Source organism: Methanofervidicoccus abyssi (assembly GCF_004310395.1).
Taxonomy (GTDB): Archaea; AGJL01; Methanococci; order Methanococcales; family Methanococcaceae; genus Methanofervidicoccus; species Methanofervidicoccus abyssi.
Window position 1 is genome coordinate 19,561 of the sequence record NZ_BFAX01000003.1, and the last position, 18,913, is coordinate 38,473.

19 protein-coding genes, 5 tRNA genes and 1 rRNA gene are annotated in these 18,913 nt (G+C 35.5%); 13 read left to right on the top strand and 12 right to left on the bottom strand.

The features are described 5' to 3' along the window. Window positions 1-3 precede the first annotated feature (3 nt). Window positions 4-1,014, top strand: coding sequence for a TRC40/GET3/ArsA family transport-energizing ATPase (locus MHHB_RS02650; RefSeq protein WP_131007085.1), 1,011 nt, complete (start codon window positions 4-6; stop codon window positions 1,012-1,014). 133 nt (window positions 1,015-1,147) lie between these two features. Here the strand turns inward: MHHB_RS02650 and MHHB_RS02655 are convergent, their stop codons facing one another. Further along, window positions 1,148-1,993, bottom strand: coding sequence for a TatD family hydrolase (locus MHHB_RS02655; protein ID WP_131007086.1), 846 nt, complete (start codon window positions 1,991-1,993; stop codon window positions 1,148-1,150). Between the two features lie 121 nt (window positions 1,994-2,114). Then, the gene (locus MHHB_RS02660) at window positions 2,115-3,977 is read right to left on the bottom strand and encodes a Coenzyme F420 hydrogenase/dehydrogenase, beta subunit C-terminal domain (protein ID WP_131007087.1); all 1,863 of its coding nucleotides are present in this window, start codon (window positions 3,975-3,977) and stop codon (window positions 2,115-2,117) included. A gap of 450 nt (window positions 3,978-4,427) precedes the next feature. On the opposite strand from MHHB_RS02660, the gene cofF reads away from it, so the two are divergent. Together cofF and MHHB_RS02670 are read left to right on the top strand one after the other, a co-directional pair. Then, a complete protein-coding gene (gene cofF / locus MHHB_RS02665; protein WP_131007088.1) occupies window positions 4,428-5,285 on the top strand; it encodes a coenzyme gamma-F420-2:alpha-L-glutamate ligase in 858 nt (285 codons plus the stop codon). 19 nt (window positions 5,286-5,304) lie between these two features. Continuing rightward, window positions 5,305-6,054, top strand: a complete 750-nt coding sequence (locus tag MHHB_RS02670) for an ABC transporter permease (RefSeq protein WP_131007089.1) — start codon at window positions 5,305-5,307, stop codon at window positions 6,052-6,054. A 47-nt stretch (window positions 6,055-6,101) separates the two neighbouring features. Here the strand turns inward: MHHB_RS02670 and hisG are convergent, their stop codons facing one another. Next, on the bottom strand, window positions 6,102-6,968 hold the full coding sequence (gene hisG / locus MHHB_RS02675) for an ATP phosphoribosyltransferase (protein WP_131007090.1): 867 nt from the start codon (window positions 6,966-6,968) through the stop codon (window positions 6,102-6,104). Between the two features lie 501 nt (window positions 6,969-7,469). Next, window positions 7,470-8,684 carry a methionine adenosyltransferase gene (locus MHHB_RS02680; protein ID WP_131007091.1) on the bottom strand — a complete coding sequence of 405 codons (1,215 nt, stop codon included), beginning with the start codon at window positions 8,682-8,684 and terminating at the stop codon, window positions 7,470-7,472. Between the two features lie 228 nt (window positions 8,685-8,912). Between MHHB_RS02680 and MHHB_RS02685 the strand changes: the two genes are divergently transcribed. From MHHB_RS02685 to MHHB_RS02720, 8 genes are all read left to right on the top strand, one after another. Continuing rightward, complete coding sequence (locus MHHB_RS02685; RefSeq protein WP_131007092.1) at window positions 8,913-9,698, top strand: sulfide-dependent adenosine diphosphate thiazole synthase; 786 nt, start codon at window positions 8,913-8,915, stop codon at window positions 9,696-9,698. A gap of 71 nt (window positions 9,699-9,769) precedes the next feature. Further along, the gene (gene rimI / locus MHHB_RS02690; RefSeq protein WP_131007093.1) at window positions 9,770-10,264 is read left to right on the top strand and encodes a ribosomal protein S18-alanine N-acetyltransferase; all 495 of its coding nucleotides are present in this window, start codon (window positions 9,770-9,772) and stop codon (window positions 10,262-10,264) included. A 2-nt stretch (window positions 10,265-10,266) separates the two neighbouring features. Continuing rightward, complete coding sequence (locus MHHB_RS02695) at window positions 10,267-11,613, top strand: methyl-coenzyme M reductase glutamine C-methyltransferase (RefSeq protein WP_192893808.1); 1,347 nt, start codon at window positions 10,267-10,269, stop codon at window positions 11,611-11,613. A gap of 272 nt (window positions 11,614-11,885) precedes the next feature. Then, window positions 11,886-12,338, top strand: coding sequence for an archaeosortase family protein ArtE (gene artE / locus MHHB_RS02700; RefSeq protein WP_268220547.1), 453 nt, complete (start codon window positions 11,886-11,888; stop codon window positions 12,336-12,338). 11 nt (window positions 12,339-12,349) lie between these two features. Beyond that, window positions 12,350-13,144, top strand: coding sequence for an NOL1/NOP2/sun family putative RNA methylase (locus MHHB_RS02705; RefSeq protein ID WP_131007096.1), 795 nt, complete (start codon window positions 12,350-12,352; stop codon window positions 13,142-13,144). Window positions 13,145-13,304: 160 nt separating this feature from the next. Continuing rightward, entirely contained in the window at window positions 13,305-13,961 is a 657-nt protein-coding gene (gene fsa / locus MHHB_RS02710) for a fructose-6-phosphate aldolase (RefSeq protein WP_131007097.1), read from the top strand. A gap of 47 nt (window positions 13,962-14,008) precedes the next feature. Further along, the gene (locus MHHB_RS02715; RefSeq protein ID WP_131007098.1) at window positions 14,009-14,446 is read left to right on the top strand and encodes a hypothetical protein; all 438 of its coding nucleotides are present in this window, start codon (window positions 14,009-14,011) and stop codon (window positions 14,444-14,446) included. A 145-nt stretch (window positions 14,447-14,591) separates the two neighbouring features. Further along, entirely contained in the window at window positions 14,592-15,095 is a 504-nt protein-coding gene (locus MHHB_RS02720; RefSeq protein WP_131007099.1) for a DUF2085 domain-containing protein, read from the top strand. A 246-nt stretch (window positions 15,096-15,341) separates the two neighbouring features. On the opposite strand, the gene argB is transcribed toward MHHB_RS02720, so the two are convergent. From argB to MHHB_RS02760, 8 genes are all read right to left on the bottom strand, one after another. After that, window positions 15,342-16,226 (bottom strand): acetylglutamate kinase, encoded by an 885-nt coding sequence (gene argB / locus MHHB_RS02725; RefSeq protein ID WP_131007395.1) that lies wholly within the window; start codon window positions 16,224-16,226, stop codon window positions 15,342-15,344. A gap of 279 nt (window positions 16,227-16,505) precedes the next feature. Beyond that, window positions 16,506-17,108 (bottom strand): 4Fe-4S binding protein, encoded by a 603-nt coding sequence (locus tag MHHB_RS02730; RefSeq protein WP_229701907.1) that lies wholly within the window; start codon window positions 17,106-17,108, stop codon window positions 16,506-16,508. Window positions 17,109-17,180: 72 nt separating this feature from the next. Further along, a tRNA-Asp gene (locus MHHB_RS02735) sits at window positions 17,181-17,255 on the bottom strand. A gap of 12 nt (window positions 17,256-17,267) precedes the next feature. Then, window positions 17,268-17,382, bottom strand: a 5S ribosomal RNA gene (gene rrf / locus MHHB_RS02740). A 15-nt stretch (window positions 17,383-17,397) separates the two neighbouring features. Continuing rightward, a tRNA-Lys gene (locus MHHB_RS02745) sits at window positions 17,398-17,471 on the bottom strand. A gap of 4 nt (window positions 17,472-17,475) precedes the next feature. Beyond that, window positions 17,476-17,552, bottom strand: a tRNA-Tyr gene (locus tag MHHB_RS02750). A 23-nt stretch (window positions 17,553-17,575) separates the two neighbouring features. After that, a tRNA-Pro gene (locus MHHB_RS02755) sits at window positions 17,576-17,650 on the bottom strand. A gap of 21 nt (window positions 17,651-17,671) precedes the next feature. Continuing rightward, window positions 17,672-17,745 (bottom strand) — tRNA-Thr (locus MHHB_RS02760). 203 nt (window positions 17,746-17,948) lie between these two features. On the opposite strand from MHHB_RS02760, the gene MHHB_RS02765 reads away from it, so the two are divergent. Next, window positions 17,949-18,632, top strand: a complete 684-nt coding sequence (locus tag MHHB_RS02765) for a DUF169 domain-containing protein (protein WP_131007101.1) — start codon at window positions 17,949-17,951, stop codon at window positions 18,630-18,632. Between the two features lie 23 nt (window positions 18,633-18,655). Further along, a complete protein-coding gene (locus tag MHHB_RS02770) occupies window positions 18,656-18,907 on the top strand; it encodes an MJ0307 family thioredoxin (RefSeq protein WP_131007102.1) in 252 nt (83 codons plus the stop codon). Window positions 18,908-18,913 lie beyond the last annotated feature (6 nt).

The following is an 18,913-nucleotide window of genomic DNA, read 5'->3' on the forward strand; positions in this document are numbered from 1 at the left end:
AGAATGATATCTAAGATCAAAGATACATTAAAGGGAATTACTAAAAAAAAGTTGGAGCAGGAGGGTACAAAGTATATAATGTTTGGAGGTAAGGGTGGTGTAGGAAAAACCACCATGAGCGCCGCAACTGGTATATACTGTGCAGAACAGGGGTTAAAGACTGTTATAGTATCTACAGATCCTGCACACTCTCTAAGGGATAGTTTTGAACAGGAGTTTGGCCATGAACCTACAAAGGTAAAGGGGATAGACAATCTCTATGTGGTTGAGATAGATCCCCATAAGGCCATGGAGGAGTACAAGGAGAAGTTAAAGAAGCAGTTAGATGAAAACCCTATGCTTGGAGGTTTGTTGGAGGAACAGCTGGAAATGGCAGCTCTATCTCCAGGGACAGATGAAAGTGCAGCCTTCGATGTATTTCTAAGATATATAGATAACAACGACTTTGACGTCGTTATATTCGACACCGCCCCAACTGGACACACCTTGAGATTTCTAGGTTTGCCAGAGTTAATGGACAGATATATGACGAAGATGATTAAGTTTAAAAAACAGATCAGTGGAATGATGAAGGTGATGAAGAAGTTGATACCTTTCAGTAGAGAAGAGGAAGATATAGACTACGACAAAGTTCTAAAGGAGTTAGAGGAGATGAAAAAGAAAATTACCAAGGCCAGGGAGATACTTGCAGATCCAAATAGAACTTCCTTTAGATTAGTAGTGATACCTGAAGAGATGAGCATCCTAGAGAGTGAGAGGGCTATGAAAGCCCTTGAGAAGTACAGGATACCTGTAGATGCAGTTATAGTAAATCAGATAATACCTGAAGACGTTGAATGTGACTTCTGTAGATCCAGGAGAAAACTACAGATGAGTAGGTTGAAGATGATAGAAGAGAAGTTTGGAGATAAAGTTATAGCCCATGTACCTCTTTTAAAAACTGAAGCTAAAGGTATTGAAACCCTTAGGGAGATAGCTAAGATACTATACGGTGAGAAGAAAAATAGTAGTTAATATTACTCTATCATTAATTATTTTTATTATTTACCATTTCCATTAAAAATTATAAAAATAATATAATACAATAAAAATAATAATTAATTAATAATTAATCTTAACAAAGTACTGTTATTTTTTTAACGGACTATTACAACTCTATGTTGTAAAGTTTCTCAACATTTTCCTTATGAATCTTATAAGCACCTTCTTCATTAATTATACCCATTTCTAAAAGTTTTCTAGTCCTTCTTGGGACTGTCTTTATCCCTAAAACTGCTCCAGGACGTCTTAAGTCGTCGATATAGTCAGTTTCCATTACAAACCTTAGGGATTTTTTTGCGGCCTCGACAACTGGTTTAGAGGCTATAATAGAGGGAAAGATTCCGTATTTTTCTCCTTCCAATACGTTATCTCCACAGTGGTGTTTTATAACCTTTTCAGGATTTAGATTTACAGATCTAGCCATATCTCTAAATTCCCTGAACTGCTCCTCTGAGGCACTCTCTCCATGGATCTGTAAGGCACATCCAATATCCTTAGCAATCTCCATAGAATATAGGAGTATCTCGTTAGAGAGCTTCCATACATCCTTACTCACTTTAAAGTGGGGTCTCCCTACCTCTCCAATACCAACTAAAAATTCCTTCTCTTCTACAAGTTTCCTGGCATAGTTTAAGGCTTCTATCACCTTCTCCTTAGTATATTCTAAACTCTTCCCTTTCTCCACCATCGTGATGATTTCACAGGGATGTACTCCAACTAATCCGTATACCTGTATCCCATCAACTTTCTTTCTTATAGTCTCTATATCCCGTATTAACATATCCATGGGGCCAGTTAGATCACCTGTAAATGAAGGTTTATTCAGTAATATTAGAGTCTTTCCTCCAGCATTTTTGAAAATTCTTGCCACCTTTTCAGCACCGTAACCATTCTTACCATCTACGTGCATATGATTGTCTGTAATAGGTATATCCTTTAAATCTGCACTCATTACATTCCCCAGATGTTTTATTGTAAAAACGATTAAAAAGATTTATTAAAAAGATTTTATAATTTTTATATTCCAATACATCCAGATTTATTGTGTTATATAGACTACTTGATTCAATCTACTATTTAGATACCCTTAGTGATTTGACTTCTTCTAAGAATCTTCCGATTCCAACTCTACTCATAACGGCAGATAATCTCTCCCTCTGAGGTTTCTCGGCATACTTAGAATATACCTTTAATACACTCTCTATTAGGGGAACTATCTCATCTACACTCACCAATCCGATAGGTACTCCAAATACCACATCCCTTCCAGATTTTCCTCCAATATACACCATATACCCCTCCTCTTTTACATCCCTACCCTCGTTAGGACAGGCCTTGATACACTTTCCACAACCTACACAGATGTTGTAGTTGGTATAAGAAGTTTCTCCTCTAATGTCTATAGCCTCAACCTTACAAACATCTGCACATCTTCCACATCCATTACAGTTTTCATTGGTCTCAGGGTATTTAACACCAACTATTCCAATATCGTGGATCTGTGGCCTAACGCACTTATTTGGACAGCCACTTATCGCAATCTTGAATTTGTAGGGAGCGGGATACTCTTTAAACTTCTCTTCTATCAACGTACATAACTCCTTAGTATCTATCAGCCCACTTTTACAGTTCCCACCACCTGGACATCCAAGAACAGTTCTCACTAAAGGCCCTTCGGATCCTGTCTCAAAACCTCTTCTATGTAGCTCTAAAACCATATCTTCTACATCGATTGGGTGAATGGAATGGATCTCAAATGATCCTCTATCTGTTATTTTTATCCTACCACCGTATTTTTCAGTAATCTCCAATATATCTCTTATATCTTCTATGGAGTACCAGCCACAAGGTTTTCCCCTTATCCTTATAAAGTGTGTGCTATCCGCTCTCTTACCTATACCTCCGTAGTCAGTAATCCAGTAGTAAGATATCTTTTTCCCACTTTTTCTTCTTTTCTCTATCTCTTTTCTAAATTTCTTCATTTTTAATCTTCTTATCTTTTCTATGCTCTCTATATCCACATTCTCCTTTAACTCTACAGCCTCTTTAATAATCTCTCCCTTTTCAGTCCTTATTATCACCGTAGAGTACCCCTCTGGACTTCCCACAGATCCCACAGAAACATCTGCCATTGTAGAATCGAAATCCCTACAGATTTTACACCCTTCACAGTATTCAAGCTCCTTCAGGGGGACAGTATATCTTTTTCCTTCCTTAGTTATCATTGTAAACATATCCTTCTTAATATCGAATTTCTCTATATCCTCTCTTCTCAGGTTGTTATTTTCTAGAACCCTGTTTATGCTTTCCTCTTGAAATTTGCCCATACAAAACAATCCTATTAAATACTCTATCCTTGGCAACTTTACCATCTTTCCATCTTTACCTATCTCACCGTTGTAATTAGCTAAGTATGGGAAATACTGGAGTTTTCTAAGGCCAGATATTTGACATGGAAGGCCTACAACTGCAACTCTTTCAATTCCCATCTCTCCTGCAGTCCTAAGTGCATCAAGTGTAGAAATTGTATACTTAGATTTTGTAGATCTTTTTATATCTTCAGAGTTCTGAACTATTATAGATACAGGCTTCCAGCACTCATCACCTACAACTATCGCTCCGTCTATCTTACCACTCTCTAAAAGATACTTTAAAAATGTGGAAACTACTCCACCATCCTGCCCCTCAATATCTCCCCTTCCGAAGTAGTACTCTATTCTCTCTTTAAAGTCAGCTCTGATCCTTATCTGATAACCACCAGAAGATACCCTTGGACATACCTCGTAGCACATCCCATGTCCCTTCCTTAGACACTCCTCTTTTAATTTTGGGATACCGTCAAAAACTATTTTACTATTTGGACATACTATAGCACAGGTACCACACCTGGCACATAAATCGTTATCTACTATTTCGCTTAGTTTCCACTGATACATGCTTTTCACCTATCAATCAAATATTGTAATTATTTATATTTTGAGATGGATGGAAGTTTTATTTTTTATATTAAATTTTTTAGTATCTTTAATTTTTATAATTTATGCTCTTATAATTATATTTTTATTAATGGGATTGATTCTGTTATTATTTTTATTGAGATTCCATGATCGTTTTAATAAAATAGAAAATAATAACGATATCAATAAAAATAATTTAAAAAACTAATTGGAACAAAATAAAAAATAATAAAAGAAATAAAAGATTATTAATAAAAAGAGAGTAAAACAGACACTTTAAGGAGATAAGAGTTTAAAGAATTCTATCGTACTTCCAGCATCTAATCACATCCCAAGGAGTTTTAAAAGTAAATTACTCTTTTATGTGTTTTTTCTGTTTTTTAATTTAAATGATCGTATGTATAAAATAACGACTAACCTGGTATAACTATGATAACCATAATAAGTCCAGAAGGTAGTTCCACGACTTATGCTCTAAAGAGGGCTATAGAGAATCTAGGGGGTAGATGTGAGGTTCTGCTATTGGCAGATGATAAATTAATAGTAGATAGAAATTTTTACATAGAATGTGATGTGATACATTCTAGATGTAGCATAGGTAACTATCTAGGCAGATTGACAATGTATTCCTGGCAGGTGTTAAATGCCTTGGAGTGTGAAGGATATATCTTTATAAACAGTTTAAAAGCCTTATATAATTCTTCAGATAAATTTAAAACTATCAAAATACTCTCTAAAAATAAAATAAATACTCCAAAAACAGCCCTAATAAGAGATTACGAAGATGCAAAAAGGTTTATGGAAGAAGAGAATTTGGATTATCCCGTAGTACTGAAGAACTCTTTTTCAAAGTGTGGAGTTACAGTGAAAAAGATAACATCAGATGAGGAGTTAAAAAGATACACCAAAAATGCAATATGGGAGGGGATGATAGTACAGGAGTATATAGATTTCAGGGTTGGAGATCTCTACAGGGATGTCAGGATATTGGTAGTTGGAGATGAAGTGATTGGAGGATACAGTAGGGTTAGTAAGAATTTTATCACAAATCTACACATGGGAGGTTCCATCAAACCTGTAAAAATCACTGAAGAATTAGAAGATTTAGCACTTAGATGTGCCCAGGCTATAGGTGGAGATATAGTAGGGATAGATATACTTCCCTCTAAGGAAGGTTATTACGTTATTGAAACTAACGCTGCACCAGGTATAAAGGGGTTCCAGTACTTAGGTATAGATGCGGATTACAGGATTGCAGAGTTTTTGATAAAGAGTAGTAAGGTATAACTCTCTTTGGGGATTTTCTATGGTTGAGTTAATTTATGGTTTTATCTTTATACTTATTGCTATAATTCTATCTATTAAGGAGGAAATCAGATTAGAGAAAGAGATTCTATATTCTGCCATCCTGGCACTTATTCAACTTATAATATTAGGCTATGTTCTTATCTACATCTTCGAATATGGAGGAATTGTAATTACCTATATTATGGTACTTCTGATGATACTTACTGCAACCTACATCGTCAACAGTAAAATGAATGCTAAAATTAAGGAAAATAAAAGGTATAATAAAAGATACATGTTTCTTTATATCTCTCTAACACTCCTAACAGTTACCTTCTTTACCTTGATGGTATTGAGGTTTTCCCATGTAGTACCCTACGAACCAAGGTACATCATTCCCTTGATAGGTATGATTGTTGGAAACTCCATGAATGCTATTCACCTCGTACTAGATAAGATCGTAGATCATATTAGATCCAACAGGAGTATACTCTGGGGATATTTAGCTTTAGGTGCATCTGAATTTCAGGCATTGAGACCTTTTATGAGGGTGGCAATTACCTCCTCTGTCACACCTATGATGAACATGATGAAGTCTGTAGGTATTATATTTATACCAGGAGCTATGACAGGTATGATACTTGCTGGTGCAGATCCCCTATATGCGGCGAAAATTCAGGTTATAATTATGTGGATGGTGCTGGGAACTGCCCTACTCTCAGGTTTAATACTCTGCTACCTGTCTTACCGGGAATTGATCAGGTTATAATCTAACAGCTGGAATCCTGTTAAAAGTTTTTTTATATTTTTTATCAACTATAAGATTCTCTCAATAGGTATTATTAATATATCCTTAGCACCAAGTTCCTCTAATTTAGCCACTGTAGAAAACACTTCCTTCTCATCTATCACTGCATGAATAGCCACTATACTGTCGTCAGAGAGGACCTGTGAAACTGTAGGACCACTCATACCAGGTAGTACCTTTTTAATATCCTCCAATATTTCCTTGGGCGCATTCATCATAATAAGTCTCTTTGTCTGGGCGTGGAGTACACTTTTTATTCCAGTAACTATCTGATTTATCTTCATCTGTTTCTTAGAATCTTTTATACTTTCTTTATTCGCTATCAACCTTGTAGTAGAAGAGACTATTGTCACGATAGGTTTTAACCTGTTTAACCGTAGGGTAGTACCTGTAGAGGTTAGATCACTTATAAGATCTGCAATCCCTATGAAAGGAGCTATTTCAGTAGCTCCACTAAGCTCTATTATTTCCAACTTCAAGTTTCTACTCTCTAAGAACTTCCTCGTAATATTTGGAAACTCTGTTGCTATTCTCATACCATCCTTTAAGTCATCTATTGAAGAGATGTTAGAGTCCTCTGGAGCTGCAATTACTAAATCAGCCTTTCCAAGGTTGAGATCTAGAAGGAATTCTACTCTATCTTCTACTCCCCTCTCAAGTACTAAGTCGTACCCTGTGATACCTAAGTCTGCCACACCATCTGCCACAAACTCTGGAATATCCCTGGCTCTGGCAAACATCACATTTATATCTTCATCTACAGTTTTTGCGAATAGACTTCTTCCCTTAACAGACATCTTTAACCCTGCTTTTTCCAGTATCTTGATAACAGGCTCAGAAATCCTCCCCTTGTTTGGCACTGCCAAAAGTATCAAACTACCACCTTTTGTAATAGTATTTGTTTTTCTAACTCTCTGTAGTTTTGAATAATAGTATTGATACGGTTTATTTATTAATAATTAATTACTACCTAATTAAAAATTAAAAATAGAATAGGAATAATAATAAAAATAGCCAAAATTATACAGAAAAGAAGCAAAAACTTATAAGAAGGAAGATTAACAGAAAATTCTATCCTGTTTTCAGTACTGATGTAGTCCAGGAAATAGGAGTTATTTTACTTTTTTACCCATTAATTTTTTTATTAAGCTCTATTAAGATTTCTATTTTTTTAATTTTAATTATTCTTATATAATTATATTTATTGTTGTTAATTCATGTTAATTTAAAAAGTCCTGTTTATAACTATTTATAACTATAACTATAACCAATCAAATAAAAAAGAAAAAGAAATACATTATACCATTTTCCACAACTAAGTAGAGGGGAATTTTCATCTTTATTGCTTTAGATAGGAAATGAGATGTATTAATCCATTAAAATGTTTTAATCTCTCCATTTATAACCCTCTCCATAACCTCCGGGATCTTATCTAACCATTTTTTTGCAATATCTTTTGCCCTAGGTTCTATATCCTCTAAGTTATAACCTTCTTCAGTTATCACCTCTATATCTAAGATCTTCGGTTCATTTATAGGTTTCCCTATCTGACTGAGTATTCTAACGTAACACTCCTTAACACCTCCTATCTCTGCTATATTATTGGCTATTATATTAGCTAGTATATTGTATATCTTTCCAACATGATTTACTGGATTTTTACCACTAGCTGCTTCCATACTCATGGGCCTAAAAGGTGTGATCAGTCCATTCACTCTATTTCCCCTTCCAACTGAACCGTCGTCTCCCATCTCTGCCGAAGTTCCAGTTACCGTTAAATATACACTGTCACCACTATCTGCAGTGTTTATACATATTTCTACATCGTAATCCCCTGCTATCTCCTTAGCCAACTTCTCCACCTTTTCTTTAACCTTTTTCTTTATCTCGTAGTACTCTTCGATGGATTTTACATATCTATCTACTACAGCCATGGCTATAGTTAAAGTAATCTTTTTCCCTTCCCTTAGACCCATAACCTTTATATCCTCTCCAACTGCAGGAATCTCCTTCTTTAACTCCTCACTGTTTAGGAATCTCTCTGTCTCTAAGACTAATTTTTCTGTGGTACTAAGTGGAGCGTATCCTACTCCAAAAGAGGTGTCATTTGCCAACGGGATCTCAGATTTTTTCCTCTCAAATACTTCAATTAAATCCATGGACCCCTGTCCCATCCTACAATCTATTACAACGTCTTTATCTATATCTATGTTTTTCAGTATCTTTTTCAAATAAGACCTTGCAGCCTCGATGGCAACAGTGGCAGTAGGTAATTTAACGATCTCTCCATTTTCCCTGTTTAGTATCTCCATGGTTGCCCTTCCAGATATAAGGATATAAATAGGAGTTACCACAAGACCTCCTCCTAATTTTGGATAGGCATGACCTCCCACAAGTTCAACCTGGTCTGTATTATGGTGAAGTATAGTACCTACTTTCTCCTTATACATCCTACAGAGTGCAGCACTTACACTTTCAGCTATACCATCGCAGATACTGTCCGGATGGCCTAAGCCCTTTCTCTCTACGATTTCAATAGGCCTCTCTTCTACAGGAGTAGTATCTAATTTTCTAACTACTATATTTACCACGGTATCACCAAATCTTTTTTATATTTTTTATATATCGATACTTACAGAAATACTAAAAAGATTTATGAAAACTTTAAATATAAAATCTATAAAAAGATTAAACTTTTAAGTATTATATATAAATACCTCATATTAACAGGAGTTATAAAATAATATAAAACAACTTATATAAAATAGTTGGAAAACATAGATTAAAAAGTATAAAATAAAAAAATCTAGAGGTATAATATGGAAAATAAACTAAAGAAGGTAGAAGAAAGGGAAATAACCATTGCAATTTTAAACTCTTCCTTTAAGATGTGGATGGATATATTGGATGTAGATGTAGTGATTGTAGGAGGAGGTCCCAGTGGATTAACAGCATCTAAGTATTTAGCAGAAAAAGGTGTCAAAGTTATAGTTTTAGAGAGACACCTTTCATTTGGAGGAGGTATTTGGGGAGGAGGAATGGGATTCCCTTATATTACAGTACAGGAACCTGCTCATGAGATCCTAAAGGATTTCAATGTTAAGTTAGAGAATGTAGGTAAGGGATTGTACGTAGCTAACTCCGTTGAAGTTGCGGCAAAGTTAGGTTGTGGAGCTATAGATGCGGGAGCGAGGATCCTTACTGGTATCGTGGTTGAAGATGTTATCTTAAAGGAGAACAGGGTATGTGGAGTTGTAATAAACTCCTACTCTATTGAAAAGGCAGGTCTCCATATAGATCCCCTTACAATAGATGCGAAATATGTAGTAGATGCAACTGGACATGAAGCTTCAGTTTCAAATATTCTTGCAATGAAGAATAAGGAGTTAAAATTGGAGATTCCAGGGGAAAGATCCTTGTGGGCTGAAAAGGGAGAAAATTCACTATTGAGGAATACTAGAGAAATATTTCCAGGACTATACGTCTGTGGTATGGCGGCAAATGCTACCCATGGAGGATACAGGATGGGGGCTGTCTTTGGAGGTATGTTCCTTTCTGGAAAGAAGGTGGCTAATCTAATCTTGGAAGATTTGAAAGAGAAATAAATAACAATTTCTTTTCTTTTTGAATAATAATACGGAAGTATATAAAACATACAAAATCTCTTGTGAAGATGATGGAAAATATAAAAATCAGAAAGATGAGGGACAGTGATATACTTCAGGTAATAAAGATAGAGGAAGAGTCTTTTGAATACACATATCCTCCTCTGTTGATAATGCAAGTATTTTCTTCATTTCCAGAAGGATTCTTAGTTGCGGAAGACGAAAATACCAAGAAGTTAGTGGGTTATATTATAGGGATTATAGAGTGGGGACATGGGCATATAGTGTCTATTGCAACTTCTAAGGAGTATAGAAATAAAGGTATAGGTACTGCACTCCTGAAGAAACTGGAAGATACTCTATTTAAAAAGTACAACGTTGGATATATAGCCTTAGAGGTGAGGTTCAACAACGTGGATGCAAGGAAGTTCTATTACAAGAGAGGTTACATGGACAAGAGATTACTACCAAGATACTACGAGGACGGTACAGATGCCATTCTAATGGTAAAGAAAAACCCTTACATTAAATTGCCTGATACTCCAGTTATTGTTACTATGTGGTAGAGATGAAAAGAATAACAATATTTTCTCCTAACTGTTATACCTACGGTGCTATGATCGTTGGAGGGGTGCTTAAAGAGAGATTTAAAGGTAAATACATCATAAAACTTGTTAGACATTTAAATAACAACATTCTCAATCTCTTTTTAAAGTCTGATGTTGTCATATTAAGTTTATACTCCACTTTACATATTTTAGACAACAAATTAAAGGAAATTATTGAATTTGTAAGAAAACAGAGTAAAAAAAGAAGAGATAAAAATATTAAAATTTACGTTGGAGGTCCTGTATCTGCCTATCCAGAGATAGTTCTCAGGGAGATGAAGGTAGATGGGGTGATACTAGGAGAAGGGGAAATCTCGACTCCAAATGTGATAGAGGGGCATAGGGAGGGCCTGGCGTATTTAGAGAATGGGGAGATAATAATAAACGAGTTAAAGGAAAAACCTGAGCTGACCTCAAAACCTCTTATACCAGATGATATAGGTAGTCAGAACATCAGAGGGGCAAATGTATATATAGAAACCCACAGAGGATGCTTAGGTAACTGCACTTTCTGTCAAGTTCCAAGGTTCTTTGGAAGAAAGATAAGGAGTAAGCCCTTAGAACTTGTATTAGAAGAGGTAAAGGAGTTTAAAAAGAAAGGCGTTAAGAGAATAGCAGTTAGTGGAGGTACAGGGAGCCTTTACAACTTCAAGAAGGATGTAAATAAAAGTGCATTTATTGAACTTCTCGAAGGTATAGCAGAGATCGTTGGAAGTAGGAACCTCTCTGTACCTGATATGAGAGTGGATTACGTCGATGAAGATATACTAGGGGCCATAAAGAAATATACTATTGGTTGGGTATTTTATGGTATAGAGAGTGGAAGTGATAGGATACTGAAATCTATGAAGAAGGGAACTAATAGGGAGAAGAATCTATACGCTATACAACTGGCAAAAGAGAATGATGTAAAGGTAGGAGGTAGTTTTATAGTGGGATATCCTGGAGAGAGGGAGATCGACTATCTACTAACTAAAGACTTTATAGTAGAGGCCGAGTTAGATGATATCTTTGTATCTATAGCCGAACCTATACCTAAAACAGAGTTGTGCAACTTAGTAATTAAAACACCTCTTGAGGAGAATCTAACATTTAAACCTCATTTAGGAAATTATAGACGTTTTAATCTGACAGAGAGTGAGGCTAGATGTCTCGACCTTATGCTCCATGGTGAGCAGTGGAAACCTAAGCCTTCTGTTATTACAAAGAGTAAGTTTTTACTGTATTTAAATGAGGCTAAGAGACAGGGAGAGGATATAAGGAATATTACAAGGTTAATATTCAAGTATAGAGATTGTTTGATGTGATTATTGGGGATTTAAAATATAATCTAAATAGAAAAAACTGTAAAGAAAACAAAATATTATTTTATAATCTTCGATTCCAATATTGGGAGAAGGGAGGAGATACGGTATATATCCGTGATAAATAGAGATTTTTATTTTTTAGCAACATTTTTCTTAATTTTTTATTTTTTATCATTATTATAAATATACTCTTAATAAAACTGAAACAATAATAATTATGAAAAAATTATTAAAATCAAAAAATATCCGAAGGTGTCTCTATTAATAAGAAGATCTTTATCCTGAAGTTTATAGTATACATGATAGTTATATATTCTATATTAAAACCCTTTGAAAATCATTTAGTATATAATGTAGCATACCAGAGTTATCTACTTCTGAAGATTTTTACCGATACATCCTACTCTGGAAATCATATATACCTGAATAGGTTCGATATAGAAATAGTGGCTCCCTGTACGGGGATAATATTTATTTCCCTCTATTTAGCACTATTACTCTCCCTATCTAAGAATATTAAAGAAGTTATTGCTGGAGTTCCTTTACTTGTGATAATCTATCTGGGAAATATTTTAAGGATATTTCTAACTGGGTTCTTTGGAGAGATCTTCAGTGAGAAGGTTCAGTGGGTGCATGAAGTTGTGGGATATTTAATACTACCTATCTTTTCAGTGATTGCTACTCTGATGTATCTTAAGATTCTATCCAGGATGAGAAGTAAATAAAGGGCAAAATTATGCAGTATCTCAGGGTAAATACCTTAAAGATATCTCCTCAAGAGTTGAAAGATAGATTAGAGAGTAAGGGGATAGTATTAGAAGATACCTACTTAGATTACATGTTTAAGATAGTGAAATCTCCCTATTCTCCAGGTTCCACTCCGGAGTATTTATTCGGATATTATTACCTACAGAACATATCTTCTACAGTACCTCCTCTTGTATTAAATCCATCCGTTGAGGATATGGTATTGGACATGTGTGCAGCACCTGGAGGTAAAACCACTCACATGGCTCAGTTGATGAACAATGAGGGGATTATAGTGGCCAACGACATGAAAAAGGAGAGGTTGAAGAGTTTGTCATCCAATATCCAGAGACTTGGTATCAAAAACGTTGTAATCCTAAATATGGATGCTCTTAAGTTAGATAAACTTCAGATATACTACGATAAAATACTCTTAGATGCTCCCTGTACAGGAAACCCAATAAAGGGCAGAAGTAGGAAGATTACCAGGAAGGATATAGAGTATTGCTCAAGGAGACAGAAAAGTTTATTAGATGTAGGTCTCAACATTCTCGAGATAGGAGGGGAGTTGGTATACAGCACATGCTCTCTGGAGGTGGAAGAAAACGAAGAGGTAGTTCATTACATCTTGGATAAAAGGAATGACATCCAGTTGGTAGATATCAGTGATTTCATAAAAGAAACTAAGGAGATAAATATAAAAGAAGGGGGGATAAAAGGTACTCTAAGAATATATCCCCCAGATGAACCTTTCTTCATTGCAAAGTTTAGAAAGGTGGAGTAATGAAAAGTAGAAACTCTTTATCTATTTCTTCTTAATAAGAAGAATTGTTAAGTTTATCTACTTTATTTAATCTCTTGATGATTCTATACTTTGGAAAAATATATAAGAATGATAGAAGGATAAAGATAGAACAGTGATTAAAAAGTTAGGAGGTGGGAAGGTGAAATTTTTCTTAGATACTGCAAATGTGGAGAAGATAAGAGAATTTGTCCAATTAGGTATAGTTGATGGAGTTACAACAAACCCAACACTCATTGCAAAGGAAGGTAGAGATTTCCAAGAGGTAGTTAGAGAGATATGTTCCATTGTAAAAGGGCCTGTAAGTGTAGAGGCGACTGCGTTAGATACTGAAGGTATGGTCAAAGAAGCCAGAGAATTCTCAAAACTTGCCGACAATATCGTAGTTAAGATACCTATGACTAAGGAAGGTATAAAAGCTGTAAATATTCTCTCAAAGGAAGGTATAAAAACTAACGTTACCCTTGTATTCTCCGCAAATCAGGCGTTAATTGCTGCGAAGGCTGGAGCAACTTATGTCTCTCCCTTCGTTGGTAGATTAGATGATAACGGACAGGAAGGTATGGAACTGGTAAAGGAAGTAGTAAGTATATTCAAGAACTACGAAATAGAAACTGAAGTTATTGTAGCATCCATCAGACATCCACGTCATGTAATCGAAGCTGCGAAGATCGGTGCCCATATCGCTACTATACCATTCGAGGTACTGGAGAAAATGTTCCACCACCCATTAACAGATAGAGGTATAGAGATCTTCAAGAGGGACTGGGAGAACTACTTAAAAAATAGAAGCAAATAGATCTATCTTATTAAAATAAATCAGAGCTACATAATACAGTGAGATTTATGAGATATATAAGAGATGAGATGATCGAACCTATATTTATTGGAGGGATTGTGGGCGGGGTACTATCTTCTATTCCTATAATAGCATGCTTAAACTGTTGCTGTCTTCTCTATATCCTATCTGGTGTTATTACAGCTTATTTAATGAGCAAGAAATTTAACCCAACTGATAGAGACTATCTTATAGCTGGTGGGTTAAGTGGGAGTATTGCAGGACTTATTAAGTGGTTAGGCATGTTAATAGGTTTTGGCATGTTTGGAACAATGGTTCCATTTATGATAAATCACTGTCCTAATAAATTACTATATATGAAGATGACGGGAACAATGGTTCCACCAATGATGGTATTTAGCATACTTTACTTCCTTATATACATGATAATAGGCGCTATCTTTGGAGCTATTGGAGGAATACTCTACGGAAAATTAAAGGAATAAAAAGTTAAAAATATTTTTTTATTTTTATATTATTTTCATTTAAGGGTAAAATTTGTGTGATGAATATCTCAATCTACCAATAGAGATTACTCGAACTATTGGAGAAATACCTTTTACGGAAAAAATTAAAGAGGTATATAGTAAGATGAAGAAAAAAATCTCATATGTTTATCTAATTATTCTATTTTTATTCCTAATCTTTTATATAGGTATTTTTTTAGCTCCTTACCTCTACGATAAGAATAGATTTCTATCCCTTCTTATCTACGGCATATACTCACAGATCTGTCATCAAATGCCTGAAAGGAGTTACTACATATTCAACCATAAGATGGGAGTATGTGCCAGATGTTTCGGTATCTACACTGGAGTTCTACTGGGTATGTTGATATATCCTTTTATTAGAAGATTAGATAACTTCAAAACTCCAAATAAGTGGTATTTAATTCTAGCGTTAACTCCCATGGGTATAGACGGTACTACACAGTTGTTAGGTTTAAGGGAGAGTTTCAACGAGTTAAGATTTATAACTGGTTTCATCGCTGGGTTTGTAGCCCTCTTTTATATTTTGCCTGTATTCTTAGGTGTTATTAATAAAGAGAAAGTTTTTATAGAGATGAAACATACTTCTCACCAAAAATCCAAGTAAAGTTGATTAGAAATAAATTAGAGTTTTATTGTTTAGGAGATTGTTCAGAAAACCGCTCTTCTTCAGTGTACTGGAGAAGTACTACATTCCTGTTAATCTAACTTCTTAGAAGTTTTTTGCCCCATTTATTATTTTTGTTATTGTTATTCTAACTATTTATATATAGTTTAATGAGTATGGATAAACGTTCTTTAAACCCATAAAGAACTCTTTAAAAACTATTTTTCCTTTACTAAGGAATTTCATTTAATCCTTAACAATCATAGTTCCAATACCTTCCTCTGTAAATATCTCCAAAAGGATGGAGTGGGGTATCTTACCATTTATAATATGGACACTCTCTACACCTTTTTTTAGAGCATTTATACACGCCTCAACCTTCGGTATCATCCCTCCAGAAATCATTCCTTCCTTTATCAGCTCTTCTGCCTCGGAGATTGTAAGTTTTTTAAAGAGTGTAGACGGATCTTCTATATTTTTCATAATTCCATCAACGTCTGTGATCATTATCAACTTCTTTGCACCGATAGCTGCAGCAATGTCTCCTGCAACCATGTCTGCATTTAAGTTAAATATATCACCTTTGTCATCTATTCCAATAGGGGATATTACAGGGATATACTTTTTCTCCAGTAGTATGTCTATTAACTCAGTATTTATCTCCTCCACATCACCAACTTTACCTAAATCAATCTCTATCTTTTTGTTGTCTTTTATAATATACCCTTTCTTCTTTTTAGCCTTAATTAGATATCCAGATTTTCCAGAGAGTCCTATAGCCTTACCACCGTATTTTCCAAGTTTTGATACAATATCACCGTTGATCTTTCCAACGAGAATCATTTTAACGATCTCCATCGTCTCTTCGTCAGTCACTCTTAAACCATGGATAAACTCAGGTTCTTTTCCCATCTTTCTCATTGCAGCGTCTATTTCAGGACCTCCTCCATGGACAACGACAGGATTGATACCAACGAATCTTAGGAGAACTATATCCTGTGCTATCCAATTTTTAGCCTCTTTATTTACCATGGCATGGCCCCCGTACTTTATTACGATCCTGTGATCTTGAAACTTACATATATAAGGTAGCGCTTCCACCAGTACCTCTGCTTTGAGGGAGTTATTTATTTCCACTTTCTCACCTTTAAGGGTTTATTAGACTTAATTAACTAATATAGAAGATCTCCAAAAATAATCTCTGTTGAAGATGTGTTTTTGTCATTTTTCTCCTTTAACATCAATTAACAACCATTAATATTTGCCTAATAATTTTATTATAATTTTATTTTATTATTTTTGAGTAGGGTTTTTATTTTTGTTATAACAATTATAATAATCATTTTTTTGACTACTACTTGATAAAATGAAGCTTTATTTTATAAGTCCATTATTTTTTATTTGAAATCTTTAAGGTGCTATATGTTTATTTAAGGGACATACGTATTCACACTCCCTACAGGATATACAGGAATATATATCGATACTTACCATAAGGTATTTTATATAATCTGTAGGAGAGTAAATAGCTTTCATGGGACAGATGTTAATACAGGATAGACACATTTTACATCTATCCTCGTCAATAAACACTTTATCATCTTTTAGATATACTGCACCTTCAGGACATCTTTTTATACAGAGACCACAACGGTTACATCTATCTTCTACTAAAACAGGTGTTTTTGGTTTAGGAATTTCCTCCTTAATAACAGGTAGAGTACATACTATCCCACAGTATCCACATTTTATACATCTCTCTTTATCTACCCTAAATCTATCTAAAGTTATAGCATTATTGGGACATACGTCTATACATGCTCCACAATTTTCACAGATTATATTTCTAAATTTAAACAATTTAATAGCCCCGGTGGGACATACTTTACTGCATAAACCACAAACTATACAACTGTTTAAATTTGGATATTCTTCCTTTACTACTACTTTTTTAGATTTTTCCTTTTGAATTAGATGTTTAAATATCAATCTTAGTGTCTTTTTACCTACCACAGCATCCCTCTGCAAATATCTATTGTTATAAAACATTTAGATATATCAATATACAATTGTAAAAAAATAAAGCGCCCTGGTCGGGATTTGAACCCGAGTCACAGGAGTGACAGTCCTGTATGATAGGCCCGGCTACACCACCAGGGCAAGATAAAAAGTGGCTGACGGCGTCGCCCCGTTCCCACCCAAAGGCAGTACTTGGGGCATCGCTGGAGGGCTTAATTTCCGAGATCGGGACGGGATCGGATGTAGCCCCTCCGCTATGGCCGTCATGCCACAGAGTATTTAACGGGCCCGAAGGGATTTGAACCCTCGACCACCTGGTTAAAAGCCAGGCGCTCTACCAGACTGAGCTACGGGCCCTCGGTGGTCCGGCGGGCCGGATTTGAACCAGCGACATGCGGATCTACAGTCCGCCGTTCTACCAGGCTGAACTACCGCCGGACTTTAGACATGCAATAGGATGATGGGCCTGCCCAGATTTGAACTGGGGTCTCAGGATCCCAAATCCCAAAGGATAGACCAGGCTACCCCACAGGCCCAACCTGATCTCCCAAATATTAAGCCCCGGGGGGGATTTGAACCCCCGACCACCTGATTACAAGTCAGGCGCTCTACCAGGCTGAGCCACCGAGGCATTTTACTTGCACACAAAATAAATAAATTTCTCATATATAAACTTTTCGGTTAACCTTCTTCAGTTAGAAAATTTTATATAGGAGAACTACAGTTGTTTATAGTAGTGTATAAAACCAACACAACTAACAATACTATAAATAGAATTTATTTATCTATATTAATATCTATTGGTGTATAATTAGGATATACTCAGGTGATATAATGGATATTAAAGAGTTAGGTAAAAAGTTAGAGGAGTTGTTGGGATTGGAGTATCCCGCAGTTGCTGTGAAACTTGCTAAATCTAAGGATGAAATCCCTGAAAATTATAATGAAATAGAAGAGCAGATAAGACACTGTGAAATGATCCAGATAGCAAGGAAGGAAGGGAAAAAATTCTACGCCACCTTAGATAAACATGCATGTAAAGGAGGGGCCTATGCAATGGGAATTCTCCAAAACCCACCAGAACCTTTGGCCACAGGTAAGTTGTATCACAAGTTAGGTAACTTCGAAACTGAGGAAGCTGCAATAAGAACTGTAGAAGCTATACCTAAGGTTAAGGAAAAGATATATGCTAGTGTGTATTCACCTCTAAGTAATACAGACTTTGAACCAGACTCAATACTGGTTATAACTACACCAAAGAAGGGATTAAGGCTGGTACAGGCCTTACTCTACAAAGAAGGTGGACGATTCCAGGGAGACTTTGCAGGTATTCAATCCCTATGTGCAGATGCAGTGGCTGCTGTAAAGGTAAGAGGAGTTGCAAATGCTACATTGGGATGTAACGGTTCTAGGAAGTATGCCCGAATAGAAGATGAGGAGATGATATTTGCATTCCCACCTTCTGATTTAGAGAATATCGTCAAGGCTTTAGAACACTTCAAAGAAGTCTGGGGATAATTAAAAAAGTAGGGGGTAATATTATGGTAAAAATAATAGTATTCACCTCTCCAATGTGTCCTCACTGTCCTCCTGCAAAGAGGGTTGTTGAAGAAGTAGTTACAGAGATGGGTAAAAATATAGAAGTAGAGTATGTAGATGTTATGAAGGAACCTGAAAAAGCTGCAGAGTATGGAATAATGGCAGTACCTACCATAGTAATCGATGGAGAAGTTGCCTTCGTTGGAGCACCTACAAAGGAAGCATTGAGAGAAAAAATAGCAAAATGTATCTAAATATAT

Coding starts and splice junctions, on each gene's coding strand:
- MHHB_RS02695 (WP_192893808.1), top strand. CDS start 10,267: ATGAAAAGAATAACAATATTTTCTCCTAACTGTTATACCTACGGTGCT.
- MHHB_RS02685 (WP_131007092.1), top strand. CDS start 8,913: ATGGAAAATAAACTAAAGAAGGTAGAAGAAAGGGAAATAACCATTGCA.
- MHHB_RS02670 (WP_131007089.1), top strand. CDS start 5,305: ATGGTTGAGTTAATTTATGGTTTTATCTTTATACTTATTGCTATAATT.
- MHHB_RS02705 (WP_131007096.1), top strand. CDS start 12,350: ATGCAGTATCTCAGGGTAAATACCTTAAAGATATCTCCTCAAGAGTTG.
- MHHB_RS02715 (WP_131007098.1), top strand. CDS start 14,009: ATGAGATATATAAGAGATGAGATGATCGAACCTATATTTATTGGAGGG.
- MHHB_RS02770 (WP_131007102.1), top strand. CDS start 18,656: ATGGTAAAAATAATAGTATTCACCTCTCCAATGTGTCCTCACTGTCCT.
- MHHB_RS02765 (WP_131007101.1), top strand. CDS start 17,949: ATGGATATTAAAGAGTTAGGTAAAAAGTTAGAGGAGTTGTTGGGATTG.
- cofF (WP_131007088.1), top strand. CDS start 4,428: ATGATAACCATAATAAGTCCAGAAGGTAGTTCCACGACTTATGCTCTA.
- MHHB_RS02655 (WP_131007086.1), bottom strand. CDS start 1,993: ATGAGTGCAGATTTAAAGGATATACCTATTACAGACAATCATATGCAC.
- MHHB_RS02660 (WP_131007087.1), bottom strand. CDS start 3,977: ATGTATCAGTGGAAACTAAGCGAAATAGTAGATAACGATTTATGTGCC.
- MHHB_RS02720 (WP_131007099.1), top strand. CDS start 14,592: ATGAAGAAAAAAATCTCATATGTTTATCTAATTATTCTATTTTTATTC.
- MHHB_RS02650 (WP_131007085.1), top strand. CDS start 4: ATGATATCTAAGATCAAAGATACATTAAAGGGAATTACTAAAAAAAAG.
- rimI (WP_131007093.1), top strand. CDS start 9,770: ATGGAAAATATAAAAATCAGAAAGATGAGGGACAGTGATATACTTCAG.